Here is a 20,272-nt window from a genome sequence, read left to right as displayed (position 1 = left end):
CTTTCTTTTTATTATTCTAGAAAAGGAGACATTTTTAAAGGTTTTTTTAAAAAATCGTATTGACAGAGTTGTTTTTCAACACTCTGAAAAAGAACGTGATAATTATCACGTTCTTTTTACATCATCATAACTTTTTTATTTAATTTTTTTTGTCCTGTCAGAAGAGCATTTAAATATTCTACTTTACGTATGCAAGATTGAATGTGTTTTTCAACTTCTTGTAATTCCGCTTGATGATGTGTTTCAATCGGGTGAATTTGCACGTTGAATTTTTCAAATTGACTACTATATGTGATTTCTGCATAGCCGTTCATAATATCAGTTTGATTATGAAATAAAAATTGTTTTGTTTCTTCGCAGTATGTTACATCTTGAAATCCATAAGATTTTAATGCTTCGATTACTTTTGTGATAATTTTTATATCCATTTGTCTCCCTCTTTACGAAGTTCTACTTTTTTATTATACCATGTAAATATTTTAAGTAAGCGTTTTCAAGTATGTGATTCTATATTTTTACGTATAATTTACCAAAATGAAATAAAGAAAAAATAATTGTAATAAAGGAAGGACTCTTTTTTTGTTTTATCACATATATACAGAAATAACGTGATGAAAGGAAACCTTCTATTCGATTTGCAATAAAAGAGGTGAGAGTCTTGAATTTTGATATTGTAGGATAAAAAATATATATAAAAGATGGATCGTATCGAAATAAAATAGGAATTGTGAAGAAAGTAGAAAATAGTCAGGTCAAACATTCAGGATTGTCATTGCTCATCATGCTATTGATGTAGAGTTAAAGGATATTATTTTAGTGGGGATAGATGTAAGACAATTTCATGCATGGTGTGAGAAAAATGGCTATTTGTAGAAGAACGGACAATAGGTGATGAAAACGTGTGTCATGGTGAAAGGAGTGGTTTCCTTTTTGGTGATAGATGATATTGGAAAGGAAAAGAATAAAAAGACTCTAACATGTTTTATCATGTTAGAGTCTTTTTATTATGAAGCAACTTCTTCTGTCTGTTCAGTTTGGTCATAAGTATGATGATCTAACTCACCAAGCCATTTACTAGAAATAAGGCCTGCTGTCATAGATCCGCTCACGTTCAGAGCTGTGCGGCCCATATCAATTAATGGTTCCACAGAGATAACAAGAGCGACAATACTGATTGGTAAGTTCATTGTAGACAGTACGATTAATGCTGCAAATGTTGCTCCGCCCCCTACGCCAGCAACGCCGAATGAGCTAATTGCAACAACAGCGATTAATGTTAAAATAAATTGCGGCTGTAATGGATCAATTCCAACAGTTGGAGCGACCATCATAGCAAGCATTGCTGGGTAAATACCAGCACAACCGTTTTGACCGATTGATACCCCAAATGAAGCAGCAAAGTTTGCAATTCCTTCTGAGACACCAAGTTTTTCTTTTTGTGCTTCAATATTTAATGGCATTGCACCAGCGCTAGAGCGAGAAGTGAATGCGAACGTTAATACTGGAAATACCTTTTTTACGTATTGAATTGGATTTAAACCAGAGAGTCCAATTAATAATAAATGAATGATAAACATGACAATAAGAGCTACATAAGATGCTAAAACAAAATTACCAAGTTTTAAAATCGCATTTACATCGCTACCTGCCACTGTTTTTGTCATAAGAGCTAACACGCCGTATGGTGTAAGGCGTAAAATTAATGTTACGATGCGCATAACGATTGCATATACAGCATCAAGCATTTTTTTGAATACATCTGCTTGCTCTGGATATTTACGTTTTACGCCAAGATAAGCAATGCCGATGAAAGCAGCAAAGATGACAACAGAAATTGTTGAAGTTGGACGTGCGCCTGTTAAATCAAGAAACGGATTTGTAGGCAGTAGTTCCAACAATTTTTGTGGAACTGGTGTTTGTTCGATAGAAGTGAATTTCTCTTCTACCGCTTTTAAACGAGCAGTTTCTGCATCCCCTTGTTGTAAACCCGTTGCCTGTACGTCGAATCCCGCGCTTGCGGCAATACCGACAGCGGCTGCAATTCCCGTTGTAAGGATTAAAATACCGATAATCAGTCCACTAATTTTACCAAGGTTGTTTGTTAACTTTAATTTCGTAAATGCTGAAATAATAGAAACTAAAATAAGTGGCATAACAATCATTTGTAGCAATTTCACATAACCGCTACCAATTAAACTAAACCAGTTGTTTGATTCAATGATAACTTTAGAAGTAGGATCGTAAATGAATTGTAAAATAAGACCAAATGTAATTCCGACTCCTAAAGCAGTAAATACACGTTTATTAAAAGATACATGCTTACGTTGCATATAGTATAATACGCCAACTAAGATGAGCATGACGGCAATATTAATTCCGATTAGCAGTGTATTCAAGTTGATTCCCCCTTCATTCCATCTGTTATATAAATATATTTCAAGAAATCCTATAAGTCAACTAGGTGATTGTGGAAAATAAAAAAAGATGGCAAGTTGCCATCTTTCTAATGTCCAGTTCCAGGAATAAATAAAAATGTTGTATAGTATGTAAATCCGATGAAGAAGACTGTTAAATATGCTCCGAATACGTATATATACATACGCTCTGTCAACTTTAAATAACTTAAAAGTACAAAAAATCCTGTTTGTCCTAAAAATAGTAGTGCTGTAGCGTACATATCCCCTAAGTAAAACATTACTGAGAAAATTCCAGTCCAAAAGCCAAGAACGCGAAACATGCGCTCCATGCAATCTCCCTCCTTTTCTAAAAAAAGTAATCCCCTTCTTATTATAATTTATTTTTCTTACTATTGTAAATATTTGCGAAAAAAAGAAAAGAAGCCACATAAAATTGACTTCTTTTTGACACATTTAGTTTAACGTAATATTAAAGATTCACTGTGTAGTTACAAGATTTACAGCCATCTAGCAAATTATCATGGCGCTGTAATTCCATATGAGGAAATAGAACTTCAAAAACTCCTTTCATCATATCCCCATGCATATTACAAACTTCATTTGGATGACGAACCGCAACTTCTTTAAACGGACAGTTATACACATTATAGAAAACTTTTGTGCCATCTGTACTTAATTCAAACGAAGGAGACAAGCCAGCTGTTGATAATGCTTCTTTTGCAATTTGTACTTTATGTTCCAATGTTAAAGAAGCTTCATGAACATTCAAACGCTGCATATGTTGTTCCATAATTTCTTTACCTAACTGTTTACCGGTTTCGTATAGCGCTTTCTTTCCAGGTTCACCAAGGCTAAGGAGAGCATTTAAGGAAATGTTTGCTAATAATTGATAGTCTCGAAATGGAAACTGAAGCTGAATGACATCTTCAGATAATATATATAGTCGACTTGGTCTTCCGCCTTTTCCTGTTTTTTTTGTTTCTGATTTCAACATATTTACATCTTCTAATTTTGATAAATGCAGACGTGCTACGTTCGGATGAATATTAAACTCCTCGGCAATTTCTTGTACCGTTACATAACTATGCTTTTGTGAAATATATTTATAAATATAATAACGAGTTGGATCAGATAATACACCTGTAATTTTTAAAGCTTGTTCCATTAGGATCTCCACCTTTTTAACTTTATCCAAGATATTAACATTATAATACAGATAATATTGCTTATAGGTAAATTTAGTCAACAATTCAGAAATTGTTCATAATTTCACAAATATATTTTAGCTTTTTAGTACAGAGAAAATAAGAATTTCGTTATTTTTCTTTTTGATTTATGCGTGATATATACATAGTGAGGAGGGAGTCTAATGAATGATATTGAACATTTTGCCAATAAGATTATGAAAGAAGCTTGTGCAGTACAGGCATCTGATTTACACATTGTACCCAATCGGGAGAATGTAATGATTCAATTGCGCATTGGACAGGACTTAATGACGAAACATTATATTGAAAAGCAGTTTGGAGAGAGACTCATTTCACATTTCAAATTTTTAGCTTCTATGGATATTGGAGAAAGGCGTAAACCACAAAATGGCTCACTTTATTTACAAATTGATGGTCAAGAAGTACATTTACGATTATCCACACTTCCTACAGTATATTTGGAAAGCCTCGTTATTCGTTTGCATTTGCAAGCGTCTATCCAACCATTATCACATCTCTCTTTATTCCCGAGTTCAGCGAAGAAACTGCTCTCTTTTTTACATCACTCACATGGATTGCTTATATTTACAGGACCAACTGGTCAAGTTCTACAAATACAACCGATATCAATAGAACTCGACCTCAGTAATAATAACTTTTTGCTTCCCTTTTCCAGTCTTGCTTTTGTCTGGTCTGGTCGGTTGTTGTTCCTCAGTAGTATAACGAATAGTTCGTATGAACTTCGATATGAATTCTTTCTGTTTTTCTGATTCTAAACTATTAAAGGTTTGGTGGAACATAAACACAATTTCTTTTAAATATTTTGTATCTATTTTTACAGGATCTTTGCAATTCTCTAATTGCTGTTTGCATTCATTATAAGTTTCACGAGTTTCAACCATTAATTTTTCAAATTCATCGTCACTCATTAAATCTGATGCCCAAGCTTTTTGATACTTTTCTCGTTTTCGTGCGATTTGTTGCAGTTGACTTTCCAGTATTTCACGTTCGTTTTTTTCAGAACTAACTTCATCTTCCTCAGTCTGAAATTCCACAGTTGACATATATTCATTTAGCGCTTTAAGAAATCGAGCTTCACCAATAGCGAAGTTATATTTATTTTGCTTCGCACAAGGTTGGCATCTATACAGGGCCCCATAATACTCTGTTCCATCTTTTCGTTTTTTAATAAAGCGGTTAACTGATAAGGTCTGATCGCATACAGGGCAACGCAATACACCTTGAAATATATAGGTGCCTTTTACATCTCTTCGATGGTGTATAGACCTATCCGATAGTATCTGTTGTAATCGATTAAAACGTTCTTTGCTAATGATACCTTCATGTGTATTTTCAGCGATTTTATCGTTCCATCTTGTCGCACCATAGAGTACCGGATTTCTTAATAGTCGTAGAACGCCATTTGGACTCCAATTTCTGTCGTTGTTTGTTAAATTAAGGTAGTTAACAATTCGATTTACAGACCAACCATTTTCTACTCTTTCAACCATATCTAATAAAATGGTTGATTTTTCGTTTTTAACGAGTTTTTCATCATCTGACAAATCGAACCCATAAGGAATAGCGCCAACACGTTCACCTTCAACCAATACTTTATGTTCTAAATTTAATTTGATACGTTCCGACATATTCTCGGTTTCCCACTGTGCCAATAAAGATACAATACCCATCGACATACGACCATTCGCTGTTGTTGTATCGTACGTTTCAGTCGCTGATTTAAAAGCACATCCGTGTTCTTGCAAGAAATTCAGCAATTTATGTAGATCAATAACAGAACGAGTCAATCTATCCAAACGATACACCAACAATATATTTATTTTGCCTTTTTCGATATGTTCCATCAACAACTTAAGTTTAGGGCGATTGGTATTCTTACCAGAAATACCTTCTTCTATATAAAAACGATAGTCATCCCACCCTTGTATTTCACAATAAGAAGCGAGCTTTTTTTTCTGCGATTCAATAGAATGTCCTTCAGAAGCTTGTTCTTGTGTACTTACACGAATATAAATTCCTACAGCCATAGTTTATTCCTCCTTAAATAAAACGCTCCATTTCTTTAGGTATTCCATAATACTGTAATAGTTCTTGTTTTGTTTGAATGTAATAATCATGATGACTTCCATCGATAAGAAATTTTGTTGCAAAATAATTCGCTTCAGCCTCTATACGAATTTCAGAACAAAGAGACACCAAAGACAGCTTGGGTGTATTCTCATCTGGATGGAAGATAGCGTGTCCTAATTCATGAAAACAAGTAAAAACTTGATTTTGATACGAAAGTCGTTCGTTAATATGTATGATAGGGATGCGAGATACTTTGTGATAGTATCCAAAAATATCCCCTAAATTTTCGGTAATAACAACAATCCCTTTTTCTTCAGCGATAAGAAATGGATCTCTGGTGTTGTATCGTCTAAGTAGTTCGTCTATTTTTAAGTCAATTTGCTGTTTCGAAACCATAAGATCCGCTCCAATCATTCTTCATCTCTATATTTTTTAGGTGTAAATTTCTTTTTAGCCATTTGTTTTCCTAATCTTAGAGCATTTTCTAATGAGATGATTAATAATTGTTTTGTTTCCTCAGACATCGGCTCGGATCCTTTAGAGAATGCAAGAGCATCGGCATTTCCCATATCTTCTATTAATTCCTCTAATTTCTTTTGGATATCTTTTTCATCTTTTTCAGTAAGTTCCCAGTATTTCTTTTTTGTTCTTCCTAATAAGTAATCAGTTGAAACATCGAAGTAGTCAGCTACTTTTTGTACACGTTCAACAGAAGGAGTTCTTTTTTTCCATTGATAGATAGTGTTTTGTCCAAAACCTAATTCTTCTTCTAATTTAGATACAGATATACCTTTGTTTTGACAAAGTTGCTTAATAATTTCTGTAATTCCCATATAAATCAACCTTCCAAGCCCGCACGAAAATATTTATTCAATAAGTTAGTTAAAAGGTGTTGACAACTAACGTATTGAATAATATACTTTGTACATAAGCTAGTTATTTAGCTTTCGAAACACTACAAATCAAAGCCGATATGCCACGTTCCCCAACGTTAAAAGGCTATTAATGTAGGTTTATTTAGCTATGCCTTTATTTTATTCAATAAGTTAGTTGAAGTCAATAGAAAGCTAAAAAATTAGCTAAAAAAATAGAAGGAGTTATCAACATGGATAAAACATTCGGTAAAAAAGTGAAAATGTGGCTATTTGTAAATGGCATGAAACAAGCGGAATTAGCCAAAATGCTAAACATCTCAGGTCCGTATCTATCAGATATTCTGTTAGGTAAGCGAGACGGCAAGAAAGTGAAAGAAAAAATTAATCGAATTTTAGAAAGTGAGGAAATTGCACAATGACAGATCAATTAACAGTAGCGAATGAACTACATATTTTAGGTAAACAACATGTCGCAGGATATGAATTCACTGGAATCGAGGGTGGTTTTGGTGAAGGTAAAAAAGCAATGTTAGTGAAAGAAATTGCTGAAATTCACGAGAAAGAAGTCAAACATATCAATCTACGAATTAACGAAAACCGTTCACGATTTAAAGATGGTATCGATATTGTTGATTTAAAGGGAACGATATTTGAGGTCGGTTTAACGGACCACAATATTTTAAGCAAAATGATGGTTTCTAAATCGAATAACATATACCTCTTATCCGAACGAGGATACGCAAAACTATTAAAAATCCTCGAAGATGATACAGCGTGGGAGTTATACGATCAATTTGTAGACGGATATTTCAATATGAGAGAACAACAAATCCCTACTGACCCGTTCAAACAAATTGAGCTTATTGCAGCAGGAACAAGTAATTTAAATAAACGCGTGACAAACTTAGAGCAAGTTATCGAGGAACAATTAACCATCGATTACGGTCAACAACGAGTGCTTGAAAAGGCAAAAGGAAGACGTATCTATTTCTTATGGAACAACGGTCATATTGATAAAGAAGTTCATAACACTACACGTAAGTTATTTGGTTTGTTAGGTAAAAATTTAAAAGATGCATTCGATGTGAATAGTTATCGAGACATTTTAAAGAAAGATTTCGAGGAAGCTATGAAGTTTATCGAAGGCTGGAGACCGATGGTTTAGAAGGAGAAGAAAAATGGGAGGCAACAACATGCAAGAACAAAATTATCTAGTAATCAATAAAACTACATTCGCAACGTCTGTTTACGAATGCGAAACACAAGAAGAAGTGAAAGAAATCGTATCTCAACTAATCGAAAAAGGGGTACATCCAGCGTCTATTCGCGTTACGAAAGAAATACCAGTTGATATTACAGTCAAGGTGGATGTGGAATTTCAAGTATAAGCAACAAACGATTTGAAGGAGGAAGAATATGAAGGAGATCGTAGTCAAACCACCGCAAATTCCAGAAAGAACGAAGCGTGAAATGTCGCTTTGGTTCCAAAGAAACTGTCCAGAGTTCTTTGCTAGAAAATGCGAGGAGATACGGAAAAGAAAGGAGGTTGAGGAAAAGTGATGTACTTAAATATCAACTATCAGAATGCAACATTTGCTGATTATACTAGATTACTTCGTATGCTTCAATTTGCAAACAATGAGGATAAATGCCGCATTAAGGTAAGAATGTACATCTTGGACAAGATTATCAAAAAGGGTGAGAAGATTGGCTAAAACAGAAGAAATGTTGCTCGTTGAGAAAATGAATCAAGCTGTTAATAATCAATGGAAAGCGATGTTAAACAACGATCGACAGGGTTTCAAATTTTTTGCGAAAGAGCATTTATATCTAAGTAAGAAGTTAGAGGTACTCAAATTAGAGAAAGAATTAACGGAAGATTTAAATAATTATCTTAACGAAAAAGAAAAGACCCCTGTTGCAGCAGGAGTCAAAACAAAATAGAAAAATTTGCAATCAGTATATCACATGAGGTGATTACATGGAAGAGTCTTATGAAAATCGAATACTAAAAAAACAAATAGAAATAGCTGTAAATACGTTAAAACGTATGTCCGAACAAGAAATGGATAAGTGTAAAAAACTAGATTTAGATTATGTCATTACGGTATTAACAAATGAACAATATGGCCATATACCGTTCTAGGAGGATATAAAACTTATCGGCTAGGAGGAAAGGAAATGAATCAATTACAAGTTTTCAATAATGAAGAGTTCGGACAAGTTCGAACGGTTAAACAAGGCGAAGATGTTTGGTTTGTAGCAAAAGATGTCGCTGCAATTTTAGAGTTTAAAGATGCTTACTCATTAACACAGCACTTAGATGAAGATGAGAAGTTAAACCTTCCATTAGAGGGTTTTAAAAGAGGGGCAATTATTATCAATGAATCGGGATTATATTCAGCGATTTTACGCTCCAGAAAAAAAGAAGCGAAAGCATTTAAAAAGTGGGTAACAAGCGAAGTACTTCCTTCTATCAGAAAACATGGAGCATACATGACAGATCAAGTCTTGGAACAAGCAGTAACTGATCCAGACTTCATGATTGGTCTACTTACTAACTTAAAAGAAGAAAAAGCAAAACGCCTTGAAGCTGAACGAAAAGTATTGCAGCAACAACCACTAGTAACATTTGCAGAAGCTTGTATGCAGTCAGATCAATCACTGAAAGTTAGTGAAGTTGCAAAGATGGCAATGAAACATGGTATCAAAATTGGACAGAAACGTCTATTTGAAAAGTTACGCGAGTGGGGTTTAATGTTCAAACGTTCTACTGAGCCGACACAAAAGGCGGTTGAAAAGGGATATTTTGAAGTCGCACAAGGGGTAAAAAGAAAACCTAATGGTGAAGCATTCACATGGACTACTACATATGTAACGCCAGTTGGCCAATCTTATATCATCAGTCGTTTAAAAGAAGAACAGCAAAATAAAGCAATGTAAAAAAGGAGTGTTAACTATGTATCAAATCAAAGAATTACCATTTGCGCTAAAGGCAGAAGATGTACAAAAGTTTTTAAATATTTCTCGTTCGTCGGCGTATGCACTGATGAAACGAAAGGATTTCCCAACAATCACAATCGGTAAAAGTAAACGCGTTAAGGCAGAAGATTTTCTTGAATGGGTCGATAAACAAAAGGAGGTATCACATGGATCCAGCATTGGCTGAAAGTACGTTTAGTGTTTTCATCACTGGATTAGTCATCATAGTTGTTTTTGGGGGAATAGCAGTCGCAGGAACATTCATTGAACAGCTTATCAACGAGAACGAGCGACTTGAAGAAGAAAATAAAAAATTACGAAAGGGGAAAGTGATATGAAGTTAATCAAATTGGAAGAAGCGCCAAAAGTTTTGCAAGAGGCAGTTCAAAAACATTTAGAAGCAGGATTTGAAGTTTTGGAAGTGATTGAGGAACCCTGTGATGAGCGTGACACATTTTATGAAGCAACACTTGCAACGAACGATCATTCTACAATTATTAATTTGTTTGGTTATACAAACATTTTTAAAGAGTTTGTGGTGGATGAACAAATATTTGACACTTGGCTTGCGATCAAAGCACTGAAAGTAAGTGAGGTATTTCGTAATAAAATCAAGCGTCACTTACGAACTATTGAACGAAAAGAAGAGGAGTGAAATCGTGATAACAGCACCAGTTCTACCAAAAGACATGAAAAGAAAACAAATATTAGATGAGTTTTTGCATTATTGCGAACAAAAGCAAATTGAAGCAGTAAAGAAGCACGATCCATTAATGCTTTGTATTTGGATTAAAGAGGCACGCTTGGCTAGAAGGGAACTTGCAGAATTATTTCGAGCGAAAGAGAAGCGCGACGAAGAGCGTGAAAACATCTTAGGAATTATTAATCGTTTGAAAAGCCAAGGGATTGACGCAAGTGTTGTTGAGAGAGCTCATTATATAACTTTGGCTAAATAAAAAAGCTCTAGAATGGGTTCAGAGCTTTAAAGAAAGGTAGTAAGAAAATGTAAGTAATTGAGTGACTATCTTTCAATGTAAGAAAAGTTTAACACGTAATCTATACAAATTCTATATATAGATTATATGAACTTATGCATATTTAATAAGCTGAGTATTAGAAAGGGGAATGCAAATGATTGAAAACCCAATGGTTATGCGAAACGGCTATGGCATACCAGATCCACAAGAAAACATGATTGACCATCCAATTGAGGATGCAATGGGCAGTGAAATTTTGCCGGGGGATGAATTCTTAGTAGCTCCAGATGGTGAAGTGGTTTTGCGTGAAAACATCATGGATTACATGATTACGCAGCTTGGTTTTGAAAAGAAAACCGCTGGAGAATAAAAAAGGAAACCCACGGGTATGGGCTTCCTCGTTAAAAGATAAGTTGAAGTTAGTATACCACAGAAAGTGAGTGAATAAAACATGCAAGCGAAAGTTTTAATAAATACACTCAATATGGACCATAAACAGTGGTTGCAAGCACGAACACAAGGTATTGGCGGTTCAGATGTTTCGGCTATCGTAGGTTTGAATAAATGGAAATCAGCAGTTCAAGTATTCCTTGAAAAAACACAAGTAATAAAAAAAGAAGATGAACAAAGTGAAGCAGCGTACTTCGGAAATGTTTTGGAAGAAGTAGTGGCAAAAGAGTTCTCCAAACGTACGAATTTAAAGGTGCAACGTAGGAACGCAATCTTACAACATCCTGAATATCCGTGGATGCTTGCTAACGTGGACAGGCTTATTGTTGGTGAACAAATTGGTCTTGAATGCAAAACAGCGTCGGAATATTTTAAAAAAGAATGGAAAGATGAGGAAGTTCCAGACGCTTATCTTCTTCAATGCCAACATTATATGGCTGTAACTGGATACGAAGCATGGTGGATTGCGGTACTCATTGGTGGAAACAAATTCGTGTACAAAAAGATCGAGCGAGATGAAGAAATCATTCAATACATCATCGATATTGAAAAAGACTTCTGGCTCAATCATGTTGAGAAGAATGAACCACCGATGTTTGATGGAACAGAGGCATCCACCGAGCTACTTAAACACCTGTATCCAAAATCAGTCGAAGACAGCTTTGTTAGCTTAGGAAGAGATGAAGAAATTCTGATTGAGGCTCGCAATCAAATTGATAAAGAAATTAAAAGCTTGCAAGAACAGAAAGCAGAATATGAGAACAAACTTAAAGCGAAACTCGGCAAAAATGAAGCTGGTAGAACTGAGAACTATACAATCTACTGGAAAACTTATAGCTACAAACGATTTGATAGCAAGAGATTTGCAAAAGAACATCCTGAGTTATTTCAAAAGTATACAAAAGAAACGACTTCTCGTCGCTTCTCAGTTAAATAAGGGAGGAATAATTGATGAAGTTTCTTATTCAAGCAACAGTTTTTAATAAAGAGTTATTTGGTAAAGCAGTTTTTGTTGAAGGACATGATGTCGATGGAGATAAGTGGAATGAATTTTATCTTGTGAATAGGGTGGAAGCTGAGTGTCTAGTATTGGTGGATATATCCGGAAGACGACGTTCTTTGCACATAGAGAACTTTGAAGGCAATGATGGAATGAAATTAACAGTGTTAACGAAAGGGGATAAAAACTAATGGCTACAAACGAAAAAATCAAAAATCAATTAGCAAACCGTAAAGTGAATGCACCTTTATCACCTGAACAGACAGTGGAAGCGTACATGAAGAAAATGGCTCCACGTTTCGCGGAAGTATTACCAAAACATATGGACATGGATCGTATGAGTCGCATTGCTTTAACAACTATTCGTACAAACCCTAAATTGCTTGAATGCAATGTACCATCGCTTATGGGAGCTGTCATGCAAGCAGTGCAGTTGGGGTTAGAACCAGGATTACTCGGACACTGCTACATCTTGCCTTATAAAGGTGAAGCGACTTTTATCATTGGTTACAAAGGGATGATTGATTTAGCAAGACGTTCGGGGCACATTCAAAGCATCTATGCTCATGCAGTGTACGAAAATGATGAATTTGAATATGAATTAGGATTAAATCCACAGTTAAAACATAAACCATCATTTGGCGATCGTGGCGAATTTATCGGAGCATATGCAGTTGCTCATTTCAAAGATGGTGGTCATCAGATGGAGTTTATGCCAAAGAGTGAAATTGAAAAGCGTCGTAAACGTTCAGCTTCTGCAAATTCAAATTATAGCCCTTGGAAGTCCGATTATGAAGAAATGGCAAAGAAAACAGTAGTTCGTTACATGTTCAAATACTTGCCAATTAGTATCGAAGTTCAATCGCAAGCACAGCATGACGAAGTAGTCCGAAAAGATATTACAGAAGAACCGCAATTTATTGAAGCTGATTCAGTTGAGGTGGAAGAAACACCAACAGAAGGGACAAGCCAAGAAGAATTCGTGATTGAAGAATGAATAACAAATCCAAGGTGCTTCTCTCCTGCAAGTTATGGGAGAGAGCACAATCAAAAGATGAGTTGAAACAGTTGATTGCAAGGTATATACAAATTGGTTATCCAGGTTATCGTATACAGAAAGTTGTCAAGGAAAATGAGTTTTACATCGCGATTTGCACGAGGGGGTAAGGGGAATGAATTTTCAACATGAAGTATTTGACATCATTGCCACGTTTAGTGGACAGGCCAACAAGATTGTAATTAATACAGCATTTGTTGATTTTGTTGAAGACTTGGAAATCGGATTGTTCTTATCTCAACTCATTTATTGGTCAGATCGTACTACAAGGCCAGATGGATACTTTTATAAATCTGATAAAGAGTGGCACGAAGAAATAAGAATTAGCAAATATGCAGTCCGTAAGTCGAGAAAGAAACTTGAAGAAATGGGGTTGCTTCAGACCTTTGTAAAGAAGGCGAATGGTAGTCCGACTGTTCACTATAAGTTAGATAAAAGGCGTTTTTCCGAAATGTTCATTTCCTTTTTGCGAAATCGAAAAAACGAAATTTCGAAATCACAAAATCCATTTGCTGAAACCGAAACTTCTTTAACAGATATTACTACAGATATTACTACACATATTGATGATGCAGATAAGCATCCATTAATAGATGAAGAATTTCAAAAAAGTTATAACTACCTTTTACAGAACAACATCCCTTTAAGTGAAACAGCAATGCAAGACCTTGGTGAATTTTGTGACGTATTAGGTAGCCAAATCATAATGGAAGCAGTCGATAGAGCGATAGATCAGAATGCAAAACGTTGGAAGTACATTAGCGGTATATTATTCGATTGGCAAAAGAACAACGTTAAAACACTGGCAGATGTTATCAAACTCGATGAAGATTATAAAAACCGAAGAGGTGGTGTAGGAAATGCAGCACATCGGAAGCGCACTGGCAGAGGTTATGCAGCGAGCAGAAATTATGAAGAGGAAAATGCAAATAGAAAGCGGAACATGCCGAGCTTCATTAAACGAGTATAAATGTTCGAAGTGTCAAGATACGGAAGTTATCTTCTATGAGGAAGTAAATGAATTTGGTATGAGAGTTTCTATGCAAAAGGATTGCGATTGTAAAGCGCAACGAGTGTTAGAACGTCGTTTGAAAAATGCGATGATTCCAGAAGAATTTGCAGACGCTCGTTTTGATTCTTATATGAGAGAAACAGAAGAACAAAAGCTTCTGTATAACACAATGGCAAAGTATTTGAAGAACTTTAAAGAGATTAGAGAAACAAAACAGAATAGCTTGGGTTTCATAGCTACATTTGGTGAGTTACGAATTAAACAATTAGAACCAGCTAAGCGAGCAGAGGCGAAAAGGGATCATAACAGTTTTGGTCTTGGCAAAACACATCTTCAAGTAGCTGCAGCAAAGTATCTTATGAAGCAAGGATATAGTGTGTTGCTCATTTCGGATGGAACCTTTATGGACGATCTCATTGCAGCAAAGATGATGAACGATGAAAAGAAAGAGTTTAATCGTTTGTTGGACCATGCAAAAAAAGTAGAGATTCTCATATGGGATGATTTAGGGAAATCTAAGTGGTCAGAGGCAAAAGAGAATCTCTACTATCAAATTATTGATTATAGGTATCGCCATAATTTGCCGATTTTATACAGCTCTAATGAAGATGATGAAACATTACCTGAAAAGATTGGTTATGCAGCAAAAAGTCGATTGTTTGGAATGAGTAAACATTATTTAATCGCTGTTGAAGGCGAAGATTATCGCGAGAAGGAGTGAATGATATGTGCTCATGCAATGGCACTGGTAAAGTATTTAGTTCTCCGTTCCCAGGGGCTTGGTTGTTTGAATCATGTACTTGTGAAGTGGGTGTGATGGAACAAAAGAAACGCGCACAAGAGTGGGAAGATTTTCAAACACGTTTGAAGGAAGCTGAAATGAAATTTGGAGGTGTGAAGTATGAGCAACGTGTCATTTGAGAAAAAGCGGGAGTTTATGAAATTCATTTTAGATAACGTGTTATCAAGAGAAGATGAAGGATATCGAGTTTTATATACATTCAATAAGTATGGAAAGTTTGTAGAAAGGATTCATTTTGTTGAGAATGCTAAAAAGTATCCATATGGGATAGAGATTTCAGCGACATTCTCGGAAGGTAGAGAATTTGCATGCTATAAACCGAATGACACTCTTACCGAAGGATTAGATACATTTATGCATTTTAATTCCAATAGGGACCCAATCTACATTCAGCTAAATTTCAAAGGGAAATACAGTAATGAATTATACATGGAAGTAGTTGAAGACGATGAATGCACATTAGAAACCTACCTAGACGGAGAAGATCATGATGACATCGAGAGACTTCTTAAAAAGCAACTCATCGATTTTGCACTAGATACGCGTAATGAAGAACTATTTCGGAAGTTAATTGCAAATTAAAGGGGGAGAGCGCAATGAGCTTGTTATACAAGTTCAAATTACGAACCATTTTAGAACATTGGCCATGTGAGGAATTTATCATTGCTGAGAATGAAGGACAAGCTCGCTTTAAGTATTGGCAAACGTATAAAACAAAATTCACTTTAATGCCAATGAGTACATTTATGGAGTTTGTGAAGTGTGAGAACCTTGGAATTTTCGATATAACACAACTGTTCAGCAAGGAAGAAAGCTTCAAGAAAATGCAGAAGTTTCGAAAGTTGCATTTTGCTTACATGGGTATGCGAGTAAACGTAGCTGGCATGTGGGGTACGATCGTCGGAAACTGGAAAACTAATTTGTTCGTTTTGTTCGATGGAGAAATAGAGAAGCACAATTGTCATCCATATTGGGAGATTGCTTACTTTGATGAGGATGGCAATGTAGTTCGAGATTATCGAAAAGGTACTTACACAGAAGTGATGTAGGGGCACATAAAAAGGCTAGGATTGCTCCTAGCAAGTCATAGGGTATTTTGCATGGATGATAGACTCACTTACATTATAACGCGGTAAATAGTTAGGTGGTTCGAGCGATAACTATTTTTACAATAATTTTACAAAAGGAGTGTGCTACATGAAAGCGATGGAACATGGCGCGTATGAAATTACTTTATTGATCAGCGAAGCGAAAGGGGAAAAACGATGAACCTGCGAGTGAAAATTAAAAGGTTGAAAGATGTGGACCTCCCGCGATATGCGAGGTTTGGAGATGCTGGGTTTGATCTAATGGCAGCGGAGGACGTAATTATTAAGCCAGGAGAAACAAAAGTCATTCCTATAGGATTAGCTTTTGAAATTCCGCCAGGTTACGAGCTTCAAGTAAGGCCAAGGAGTGGGATTTCAAGAAGAACAAAGTTAAGGGTAATTCTTGGAACGGTGGATAGTGGTTTTAGAGGAGAGGTTGGCGTGATTATTGAAAATACCTCTCCTAAAGGTAACGAAGATTACGGATGCAACGATATTCATGGTGAGCCGGAATTTTATGAAAGTACAGCGTATCAAATATTAAAAGGAGACCGTATTGCACAGGGCGTAATAGCGCCAGTGCAAACAGCTCTTTTTGTGGAAGTAGACAAACTACCTGATAGTGAGCGAGGAATCAATGGTTTTGGAAGTACAGGGATTCGCGATGAGTAAGTACGGAAATAAAAAAGTTGAGCTAGATGGTCATGTTTTTGATAGCAAAGCTGAGGCTGATTACTACGAGGGGTTAAAAGTTCGCCAAGCTGCAGGTGAGGTTTTAAATTTTGAATTACAACCATGCTTTAACTTGCAACCAGCATTCACGAAGAATGGCAAAAAGTTTCTAGCAATTACATATATAGCAGACTTCATGGTTTATTTGCCAAATGGTGATGTAGAAGTCATCGATATAAAAGGTCTATGTACAGAAACTTTTAAGGTTAAGCGAAAATTATTCGAATACAAATACCCACATTTACAGCTCATTTTGCTAAAACATGTGAAAAAATATGGTGGTTTTATCACTTTGGATGAGTACGACAGATTAAAGCGTGAAGAGAAAAAAACTAAAAAAGGCTAAATAAAGGGAGCGGATCATAATGGCATATATCGAATTCAAACCAACGTTAAAAAAAGTAAACCTTAAACCAGATGGCAAAAAAGAAATTGTGTTAGAAGTAACGGATTCATCGTTAAAAGGTAAATTAGATGCTTTATCAGACTTAATCGATACAAAAGTTCTTATTGCATTAGAATCCATGCAAGTTAGCTTTAACGTCACTATCAATACAAAAACAAACGAACCTGTTACGCAGTATGAAGTAGATGATAAAGGCATCGTAAAAGAAGTGAAACCAGAGTATGAACAGCTAGAAGCAGACTTTGATATTCCAGAAGAAAAGATTCCAACGCGTGAAGAAAAAGAACAAGCGGATCGTGAAATTGTCGATGAATTTATTATCAGTGGTTTAGCACCAAGCTTTGATGGAATGCCGAAGAAATTACCTGAAATCGTGAAACGACGCCTTGAAGGTGAATCTTACTTGAAACTTGCAAATGAGTTGGATATGTCATCTGGCCAAATTATTGAAGTTATCGATGAATATCGTAAGCGTGTGGCTCCATTAGCATTGAAATGGCACGAATGGAAAGAAAATCAGCCAGAAGCTCCGCAACAACCAAAGGCAGAGGAGAAGCCAGTGGAAGAACCAAATTCAGAAGAACCGGTTCAGGATCAAGAGCAACAAGAATCGGAGGAATACGAAGTAACAGATGAGGACAAGCCTTTCGATGAAGAGTTAGAAGACTAATAAAACAGGTTGGTAGTATAGCGAATTCGTTGTACTACTTTCCTTTCAATCTCATACATGGGGTGATGGGTTGAATAGAGCGGAGAAGCGTCAGATACGACTTAGGATTCTAGATATACAAGATAGTCAATGTAAAGGGTGTGAGAAGGTTCCTAAAAAGCTTAGTCAAGACAAGCGTAATGGGTATTGTCGTCAAAATTGTGAAATAGGGAAAACACTCGAAAAATTAGGCGGTAGCCTAATCGAAGGGAGAACGAGTAGTATGGCTGAACAAAAAAACTGGGATCAAATTTGTGCAACGGCTGAGAAATTACGTGCTGCGGACGAAAAGAAATGGACATGGGGAAGAATCGCTGAACATCTTGGAGTTACGGAAGGGAATTTATACTATCACATTTCGAGAAGGCGTGAAGCGAATAGCGCGTCTAAAAAGCGTGTAGGAGCGTCTAAGAAACTTCGTGATACAAAAACATTACCAAAGCGTCAAAACGTTGAAAAAACGAAATCTGAACCGTCACAATTAAAATCTGTGGCTTCTTCTCATATAAGCAAGACAGAGACATTAGATAGCAGCTGGCAAGAAACAATGGCTACAATCATAGACAAAAAAGATGCACTAGCTAAAGAATTAAACGAAATATCAAAGCGATATAGCGAATTAAAGGATTTAAAAGAAAAGTTAGCGCAAGATCTTATTGCAGAAACAAAGGCACGCCTAGAAGCAGAAGATAGCTTTGAACGTATGAAACAGCAATTACGAGACTCTGAGGAAGATTACAACGTGTTAAAAAACGAATTTAATGCTCTGAATGAAAAGAAATTCGAGTTAGAGTACCAGTTGCGCAGAATGAACGATAATCTTCGATTAGCTGAAAAAATAGCCAGTGAAGAACGTGAACACCGTCTTGAACTACAAGGTAGATCACAAGCATTAGGCATGGCGCTCAAAGCAGTCTTGTAGGTGTTGATATGAAACTAACAAAAGAGGAACGTACCAAACTAACATACGAGATTGGCGATATTATAGAGCAGAAATGTAGACGTTGTTATTACAATCGGTCAGATGATGCTTGTTTTAGTATTAGTGTTTGTAGAAATTGCCCAACTGGTCAAGAATTGCGTCGGTTGGGTAGATATCTTGATCCAACTCCTAAAAAACGGGGAAGACAAATGAGAACCCCTACTGGACTTACACCCGAACGCGTTCGGGAATTAAATTTACAGGGGATTGCAGATAGAACAATTGGCATTATGTACGATAGAAGTCCTAATTATGTAAATAAATTGAAACAAAGATGGAAAAAGCAAGGGTTATGGGAAGGACCAACAAACATGTGGAAAATCAGAAAGGGGAAGGGAAATGACTGAGTTAATTGATGTAAAGGCCCTGTCGGATGAAGAATTTATTCAAAAATACGAAAAGTTCGTTTTTCATTTCATTCATAAAAAATATGGTCACAGATTACAAGCGATAAAAGACGATACAGGTCTTGAATTTGAGGATTTGGTGCAATGTGGCATGATTGCGCTAATTAAAGCAAGAGAACAATTCAAGCCTGAAATGGGATTTAAATTCCTTACGTTTGCTGTACCGAAAATAATTGGTGAAATTGGTAATGAGATTTGGAAGACACAGAAGTTGAAAATCGAACGAACTGTATATTATGCGAAGGGGAAAATCTTGAAAAATAAGTTGTCGGAAGAATCGGTGGACCATATCAGCGAAACTTTGGATATTGATCCTAAACTTGTTGAAGCTGCACAAGATTATCAACCAGGGACATTCTCTATAGATAAAGTTTTCTATCCGGATGACAACGGTGAAGGGGGAGAAAATTACTTTAGAAAAACAACTTGAAGATGAAAGTGTAGATGTAGAAAGTACAGTGGAAAACAAAGTGATTCTTCATTCTTTTTTCGATACATTGCAGCATAGCGAATTGGTTGTGTGGGACATGCATTCTAAAGGAACAAGACAAGAAAATATCGGAAAACGTATAGGGAAATCACAGGTTCAAGTTAGTCGGATTTTAGGGCGAATTAATAAGAGAGCAACGGCTTTTGGACAGAAGCAAGGGATTGCGAAGTAAGACCAATTTTGAATTTTGTATAAAAACGAGGTGGTATCGTGAATAGGTATATTGAAATACTTTCGAAAATAGATAGGGTGTATGCAGAAAAATATAAAGGGTACGGGGAACTTATTTCTGTAAGAGAACTTTACGAGAAGGTACCTTCTTTATCTGATGATTTTTGGAAGTGGTTTTTTGAATCAGGAGAGATAGATAAGTTTAAGTATACACCTGTTATTCTTCCGAGTTGGTCTGGCGATTATATGTATGTTAGAGCAGGGCAAGTAAGTATGACACACTTGATTGTAGAATATTCGTAAAAAAAACAAAGCGTTATTGTAGTACAATTTGAATTTTGTACAAAAAAAGGTGGATTGAGGATGGCTAAAACAGAGATTACTGTCGAGATGGAACGACAAATATATAGTGCAAC

General features: G+C 35.9%; 35 protein-coding genes and 2 pseudogenes. 30 read left to right on the top strand and 7 right to left on the bottom strand.

Annotated elements, in window-relative coordinates:
• Positions 1-116 precede the first annotated feature (116 nt).
• Complete coding sequence (locus tag MR056_RS20630; RefSeq protein WP_012095437.1) at positions 117-428, bottom strand: hypothetical protein; 312 nt, start codon at positions 426-428, stop codon at positions 117-119.
• A 257-nt stretch (positions 429-685) separates the two neighbouring features.
• On the opposite strand from MR056_RS20630, the pseudogene MR056_RS20625 reads away from it, so the two are divergent.
• Positions 686-873: pseudogene (locus tag MR056_RS20625) on the top strand (DUF3912 family protein).
• A gap of 131 nt (positions 874-1,004) precedes the next feature.
• On the opposite strand, the gene MR056_RS20620 reads toward MR056_RS20625, so the two are convergent.
• The 3 genes from MR056_RS20620 to MR056_RS20610 form a co-directional block, all read right to left on the bottom strand.
• On the bottom strand, positions 1,005-2,360 hold the full coding sequence (locus MR056_RS20620; protein WP_269147661.1) for an L-cystine transporter: 1,356 nt from the start codon (positions 2,358-2,360) through the stop codon (positions 1,005-1,007).
• Between the two features lie 143 nt (positions 2,361-2,503).
• Complete coding sequence (locus MR056_RS20615; protein WP_012095433.1) at positions 2,504-2,746, bottom strand: DUF2626 domain-containing protein; 243 nt, start codon at positions 2,744-2,746, stop codon at positions 2,504-2,506.
• Between the two features lie 140 nt (positions 2,747-2,886).
• Entirely contained in the window at positions 2,887-3,582 is a 696-nt protein-coding gene (locus MR056_RS20610; protein WP_012095431.1) for a helix-turn-helix transcriptional regulator, read from the bottom strand.
• Positions 3,583-3,786: 204 nt separating this feature from the next.
• Between MR056_RS20610 and MR056_RS20605 the strand changes: the two are divergent.
• Positions 3,787-4,227: pseudogene (locus tag MR056_RS20605) on the top strand (ATPase, T2SS/T4P/T4SS family); the annotation flags it as partial.
• A 24-nt stretch (positions 4,228-4,251) separates the two neighbouring features.
• Here the strand turns inward: MR056_RS20605 and MR056_RS20600 are convergent.
• From MR056_RS20600 to MR056_RS20590, 3 genes are read right to left on the bottom strand one after another with little or no spacing between them, the layout of a single operon-like run.
• Entirely contained in the window at positions 4,252-5,673 is a 1,422-nt protein-coding gene (locus MR056_RS20600; protein WP_242136665.1) for a recombinase family protein, read from the bottom strand.
• Between the two features lie 13 nt (positions 5,674-5,686).
• Entirely contained in the window at positions 5,687-6,112 is a 426-nt protein-coding gene (locus MR056_RS20595; protein WP_012095428.1) for an ImmA/IrrE family metallo-endopeptidase, read from the bottom strand.
• Positions 6,113-6,126: 14 nt separating this feature from the next.
• Positions 6,127-6,549 carry a helix-turn-helix domain-containing protein gene (locus MR056_RS20590; RefSeq protein WP_100064856.1) on the bottom strand — a complete coding sequence of 141 codons (423 nt, stop codon included), beginning with the start codon at positions 6,547-6,549 and terminating at the stop codon, positions 6,127-6,129.
• A gap of 272 nt (positions 6,550-6,821) precedes the next feature.
• Here MR056_RS20590 and MR056_RS20585 point away from each other — a divergent pair, with 272 nt between their 5' ends.
• The 28 genes from MR056_RS20585 to MR056_RS20445 all read left to right on the top strand — a co-directional run bounded on the left by MR056_RS20585 (position 6,822) and on the right by MR056_RS20445 (position 20,159).
• Positions 6,822-7,010, top strand: a complete 189-nt coding sequence (locus MR056_RS20585) for a helix-turn-helix domain-containing protein (protein WP_100064857.1) — start codon at positions 6,822-6,824, stop codon at positions 7,008-7,010.
• On the top strand, positions 7,007-7,756 hold the full coding sequence (locus MR056_RS20580) for an ORF6N domain-containing protein (protein WP_242136664.1): 750 nt from the start codon (positions 7,007-7,009) through the stop codon (positions 7,754-7,756). Before MR056_RS20585 ends, MR056_RS20580 begins: the two co-directional genes overlap by 4 nt.
• 28 nt (positions 7,757-7,784) lie before the next feature.
• Positions 7,785-7,979 (top strand): hypothetical protein, encoded by a 195-nt coding sequence (locus tag MR056_RS20575; protein WP_210351774.1) that lies wholly within the window; start codon positions 7,785-7,787, stop codon positions 7,977-7,979.
• Between the two features lie 28 nt (positions 7,980-8,007).
• Entirely contained in the window at positions 8,008-8,151 is a 144-nt protein-coding gene (locus MR056_RS20570; protein WP_157671227.1) for a hypothetical protein, read from the top strand.
• Positions 8,152-8,289: 138 nt separating this feature from the next.
• Complete coding sequence (locus MR056_RS20565; protein WP_242136663.1) at positions 8,290-8,535, top strand: hypothetical protein; 246 nt, start codon at positions 8,290-8,292, stop codon at positions 8,533-8,535.
• Between the two features lie 37 nt (positions 8,536-8,572).
• Positions 8,573-8,737 (top strand): hypothetical protein, encoded by a 165-nt coding sequence (locus MR056_RS20560; RefSeq protein WP_176371952.1) that lies wholly within the window; start codon positions 8,573-8,575, stop codon positions 8,735-8,737.
• A gap of 35 nt (positions 8,738-8,772) precedes the next feature.
• Positions 8,773-9,534 carry a BRO family protein gene (locus tag MR056_RS20555; RefSeq protein WP_242136662.1) on the top strand — a complete coding sequence of 254 codons (762 nt, stop codon included), beginning with the start codon at positions 8,773-8,775 and terminating at the stop codon, positions 9,532-9,534.
• 16 nt (positions 9,535-9,550) lie between these two features.
• On the top strand, positions 9,551-9,760 hold the full coding sequence (locus MR056_RS20550) for a helix-turn-helix domain-containing protein (protein ID WP_012095071.1): 210 nt from the start codon (positions 9,551-9,553) through the stop codon (positions 9,758-9,760).
• Positions 9,741-9,911 (top strand): hypothetical protein, encoded by a 171-nt coding sequence (locus tag MR056_RS20545; protein ID WP_179196723.1) that lies wholly within the window; start codon positions 9,741-9,743, stop codon positions 9,909-9,911. The genes MR056_RS20550 and MR056_RS20545 overlap by 20 nt, the downstream gene beginning before the upstream one ends.
• Positions 9,908-10,228: a hypothetical protein gene (locus MR056_RS20540; RefSeq protein ID WP_094374378.1), complete on the top strand. Its 321-nt coding sequence runs from the start codon at positions 9,908-9,910 to the stop codon at positions 10,226-10,228. Before MR056_RS20545 ends, MR056_RS20540 begins: the two co-directional genes overlap by 4 nt.
• A 7-nt stretch (positions 10,229-10,235) precedes the next feature.
• Entirely contained in the window at positions 10,236-10,529 is a 294-nt protein-coding gene (locus MR056_RS20535; RefSeq protein WP_094374416.1) for a hypothetical protein, read from the top strand.
• A gap of 175 nt (positions 10,530-10,704) precedes the next feature.
• The gene (locus MR056_RS20530; RefSeq protein ID WP_012095068.1) at positions 10,705-10,920 is read left to right on the top strand and encodes a YqaI family protein; all 216 of its coding nucleotides are present in this window, start codon (positions 10,705-10,707) and stop codon (positions 10,918-10,920) included.
• An 81-nt stretch (positions 10,921-11,001) separates the two neighbouring features.
• Positions 11,002-11,937 carry a YqaJ viral recombinase family nuclease gene (locus MR056_RS20525; RefSeq protein WP_012095067.1) on the top strand — a complete coding sequence of 312 codons (936 nt, stop codon included), beginning with the start codon at positions 11,002-11,004 and terminating at the stop codon, positions 11,935-11,937.
• 14 nt (positions 11,938-11,951) lie between these two features.
• Positions 11,952-12,191, top strand: coding sequence for a hypothetical protein (locus MR056_RS20520; protein WP_041809942.1), 240 nt, complete (start codon positions 11,952-11,954; stop codon positions 12,189-12,191).
• Complete coding sequence (gene recT, locus MR056_RS20515) at positions 12,191-12,997, top strand: recombination protein RecT (protein WP_210351374.1); 807 nt, start codon at positions 12,191-12,193, stop codon at positions 12,995-12,997. The genes MR056_RS20520 and recT overlap by 1 nt, the downstream gene beginning before the upstream one ends.
• Before the next feature lie 175 nt (positions 12,998-13,172).
• The gene (locus MR056_RS20510) at positions 13,173-14,027 is read left to right on the top strand and encodes a DnaD domain-containing protein (protein ID WP_242136661.1); all 855 of its coding nucleotides are present in this window, start codon (positions 13,173-13,175) and stop codon (positions 14,025-14,027) included.
• Entirely contained in the window at positions 13,981-14,790 is an 810-nt protein-coding gene (locus MR056_RS20505; RefSeq protein ID WP_237701336.1) for an ATP-binding protein, read from the top strand. The genes MR056_RS20510 and MR056_RS20505 overlap by 47 nt, the downstream gene beginning before the upstream one ends.
• Positions 14,791-14,795: 5 nt before the next feature.
• Positions 14,796-14,990 (top strand): hypothetical protein, encoded by a 195-nt coding sequence (locus tag MR056_RS20500; RefSeq protein ID WP_041809938.1) that lies wholly within the window; start codon positions 14,796-14,798, stop codon positions 14,988-14,990.
• Positions 14,971-15,453, top strand: coding sequence for a YpiB family protein (locus tag MR056_RS20495; RefSeq protein WP_012095062.1), 483 nt, complete (start codon positions 14,971-14,973; stop codon positions 15,451-15,453). The genes MR056_RS20500 and MR056_RS20495 overlap by 20 nt, the downstream gene beginning before the upstream one ends.
• 14 nt (positions 15,454-15,467) lie before the next feature.
• Complete coding sequence (locus tag MR056_RS20490) at positions 15,468-15,920, top strand: hypothetical protein (RefSeq protein WP_012095061.1); 453 nt, start codon at positions 15,468-15,470, stop codon at positions 15,918-15,920.
• A 216-nt stretch (positions 15,921-16,136) separates the two neighbouring features.
• Complete coding sequence (locus tag MR056_RS20485) at positions 16,137-16,631, top strand: dUTP diphosphatase (protein WP_012095060.1); 495 nt, start codon at positions 16,137-16,139, stop codon at positions 16,629-16,631.
• Positions 16,624-17,037 carry a DUF1064 domain-containing protein gene (locus tag MR056_RS20480; protein WP_087095262.1) on the top strand — a complete coding sequence of 138 codons (414 nt, stop codon included), beginning with the start codon at positions 16,624-16,626 and terminating at the stop codon, positions 17,035-17,037. Before MR056_RS20485 ends, MR056_RS20480 begins: the two co-directional genes overlap by 8 nt.
• A 19-nt stretch (positions 17,038-17,056) precedes the next feature.
• Complete coding sequence (locus MR056_RS20475; protein WP_012095055.1) at positions 17,057-17,767, top strand: hypothetical protein; 711 nt, start codon at positions 17,057-17,059, stop codon at positions 17,765-17,767.
• Between the two features lie 262 nt (positions 17,768-18,029).
• The gene (locus MR056_RS20465) at positions 18,030-18,728 is read left to right on the top strand and encodes a hypothetical protein (protein ID WP_041809936.1); all 699 of its coding nucleotides are present in this window, start codon (positions 18,030-18,032) and stop codon (positions 18,726-18,728) included.
• A gap of 8 nt (positions 18,729-18,736) precedes the next feature.
• The gene (locus tag MR056_RS20460; protein WP_210368470.1) at positions 18,737-19,135 is read left to right on the top strand and encodes a hypothetical protein; all 399 of its coding nucleotides are present in this window, start codon (positions 18,737-18,739) and stop codon (positions 19,133-19,135) included.
• The gene (locus MR056_RS20455; RefSeq protein WP_239424556.1) at positions 19,128-19,625 is read left to right on the top strand and encodes a sigma-70 family RNA polymerase sigma factor; all 498 of its coding nucleotides are present in this window, start codon (positions 19,128-19,130) and stop codon (positions 19,623-19,625) included. The genes MR056_RS20460 and MR056_RS20455 overlap by 8 nt, the downstream gene beginning before the upstream one ends.
• Entirely contained in the window at positions 19,588-19,857 is a 270-nt protein-coding gene (locus MR056_RS20450) for a hypothetical protein (RefSeq protein WP_239424555.1), read from the top strand. The genes MR056_RS20455 and MR056_RS20450 overlap by 38 nt, the downstream gene beginning before the upstream one ends.
• 38 nt (positions 19,858-19,895) lie before the next feature.
• Positions 19,896-20,159, top strand: a complete 264-nt coding sequence (locus MR056_RS20445; RefSeq protein ID WP_012095050.1) for a hypothetical protein — start codon at positions 19,896-19,898, stop codon at positions 20,157-20,159.
• Positions 20,160-20,272: the final 113 nt, after the last annotated feature.

This window comes from Bacillus cereus group sp. BfR-BA-01360 (assembly GCF_022663595.1).
In the GTDB taxonomy this organism is placed as follows: domain Bacteria; phylum Bacillota; class Bacilli; order Bacillales; family Bacillaceae_G; genus Bacillus_A; species Bacillus_A cytotoxicus.
The sequence above is the reverse complement of the archived record's forward strand: the minus strand, read 5'-3'. Positions and strand labels throughout refer to the sequence as shown.

What these genes read in the sequence shown, in the direction of transcription:
- MR056_RS20630 (WP_012095437.1), bottom strand. Translation starts at nt 428, where the DNA reads ATGGATATAAAAATTATCACAAAAGTAATCGAAGCATTAAAATCTTAT.
- MR056_RS20620 (WP_269147661.1), bottom strand. Translation starts at nt 2,360, where the DNA reads ATGCTCATCTTAGTTGGCGTATTATACTATATGCAACGTAAGCATGTA.
- MR056_RS20615 (WP_012095433.1), bottom strand. Translation starts at nt 2,746, where the DNA reads ATGGAGCGCATGTTTCGCGTTCTTGGCTTTTGGACTGGAATTTTCTCA.
- MR056_RS20610 (WP_012095431.1), bottom strand. Translation starts at nt 3,582, where the DNA reads ATGGAACAAGCTTTAAAAATTACAGGTGTATTATCTGATCCAACTCGT.
- MR056_RS20600 (WP_242136665.1), bottom strand. Translation starts at nt 5,673, where the DNA reads ATGGCTGTAGGAATTTATATTCGTGTAAGTACACAAGAACAAGCTTCT.
- MR056_RS20595 (WP_012095428.1), bottom strand. Translation starts at nt 6,112, where the DNA reads ATGGTTTCGAAACAGCAAATTGACTTAAAAATAGACGAACTACTTAGA.
- MR056_RS20590 (WP_100064856.1), bottom strand. Translation starts at nt 6,549, where the DNA reads ATGGGAATTACAGAAATTATTAAGCAACTTTGTCAAAACAAAGGTATA.
- MR056_RS20585 (WP_100064857.1), top strand. Translation starts at nt 6,822, where the DNA reads ATGGATAAAACATTCGGTAAAAAAGTGAAAATGTGGCTATTTGTAAAT.
- MR056_RS20580 (WP_242136664.1), top strand. Translation starts at nt 7,007, where the DNA reads ATGACAGATCAATTAACAGTAGCGAATGAACTACATATTTTAGGTAAA.
- MR056_RS20575 (WP_210351774.1), top strand. Translation starts at nt 7,785, where the DNA reads ATGCAAGAACAAAATTATCTAGTAATCAATAAAACTACATTCGCAACG.
- MR056_RS20570 (WP_157671227.1), top strand. Translation starts at nt 8,008, where the DNA reads ATGAAGGAGATCGTAGTCAAACCACCGCAAATTCCAGAAAGAACGAAG.
- MR056_RS20560 (WP_176371952.1), top strand. Translation starts at nt 8,573, where the DNA reads ATGGAAGAGTCTTATGAAAATCGAATACTAAAAAAACAAATAGAAATA.
- MR056_RS20555 (WP_242136662.1), top strand. Translation starts at nt 8,773, where the DNA reads ATGAATCAATTACAAGTTTTCAATAATGAAGAGTTCGGACAAGTTCGA.
- MR056_RS20550 (WP_012095071.1), top strand. Translation starts at nt 9,551, where the DNA reads ATGTATCAAATCAAAGAATTACCATTTGCGCTAAAGGCAGAAGATGTA.
- MR056_RS20545 (WP_179196723.1), top strand. Translation starts at nt 9,741, where the DNA reads ATGGATCCAGCATTGGCTGAAAGTACGTTTAGTGTTTTCATCACTGGA.
- MR056_RS20540 (WP_094374378.1), top strand. Translation starts at nt 9,908, where the DNA reads ATGAAGTTAATCAAATTGGAAGAAGCGCCAAAAGTTTTGCAAGAGGCA.
- MR056_RS20530 (WP_012095068.1), top strand. Translation starts at nt 10,705, where the DNA reads ATGATTGAAAACCCAATGGTTATGCGAAACGGCTATGGCATACCAGAT.
- MR056_RS20525 (WP_012095067.1), top strand. Translation starts at nt 11,002, where the DNA reads ATGCAAGCGAAAGTTTTAATAAATACACTCAATATGGACCATAAACAG.
- MR056_RS20520 (WP_041809942.1), top strand. Translation starts at nt 11,952, where the DNA reads ATGAAGTTTCTTATTCAAGCAACAGTTTTTAATAAAGAGTTATTTGGT.
- recT (WP_210351374.1), top strand. Translation starts at nt 12,191, where the DNA reads ATGGCTACAAACGAAAAAATCAAAAATCAATTAGCAAACCGTAAAGTG.
- MR056_RS20510 (WP_242136661.1), top strand. Translation starts at nt 13,173, where the DNA reads ATGAATTTTCAACATGAAGTATTTGACATCATTGCCACGTTTAGTGGA.
- MR056_RS20505 (WP_237701336.1), top strand. Translation starts at nt 13,981, where the DNA reads ATGCAAATAGAAAGCGGAACATGCCGAGCTTCATTAAACGAGTATAAA.
- MR056_RS20500 (WP_041809938.1), top strand. Translation starts at nt 14,796, where the DNA reads ATGTGCTCATGCAATGGCACTGGTAAAGTATTTAGTTCTCCGTTCCCA.
- MR056_RS20495 (WP_012095062.1), top strand. Translation starts at nt 14,971, where the DNA reads ATGAGCAACGTGTCATTTGAGAAAAAGCGGGAGTTTATGAAATTCATT.
- MR056_RS20490 (WP_012095061.1), top strand. Translation starts at nt 15,468, where the DNA reads ATGAGCTTGTTATACAAGTTCAAATTACGAACCATTTTAGAACATTGG.
- MR056_RS20485 (WP_012095060.1), top strand. Translation starts at nt 16,137, where the DNA reads ATGAACCTGCGAGTGAAAATTAAAAGGTTGAAAGATGTGGACCTCCCG.
- MR056_RS20480 (WP_087095262.1), top strand. Translation starts at nt 16,624, where the DNA reads ATGAGTAAGTACGGAAATAAAAAAGTTGAGCTAGATGGTCATGTTTTT.
- MR056_RS20475 (WP_012095055.1), top strand. Translation starts at nt 17,057, where the DNA reads ATGGCATATATCGAATTCAAACCAACGTTAAAAAAAGTAAACCTTAAA.
- MR056_RS20465 (WP_041809936.1), top strand. Translation starts at nt 18,030, where the DNA reads ATGGCTGAACAAAAAAACTGGGATCAAATTTGTGCAACGGCTGAGAAA.
- MR056_RS20460 (WP_210368470.1), top strand. Translation starts at nt 18,737, where the DNA reads ATGAAACTAACAAAAGAGGAACGTACCAAACTAACATACGAGATTGGC.
- MR056_RS20455 (WP_239424556.1), top strand. Translation starts at nt 19,128, where the DNA reads ATGACTGAGTTAATTGATGTAAAGGCCCTGTCGGATGAAGAATTTATT.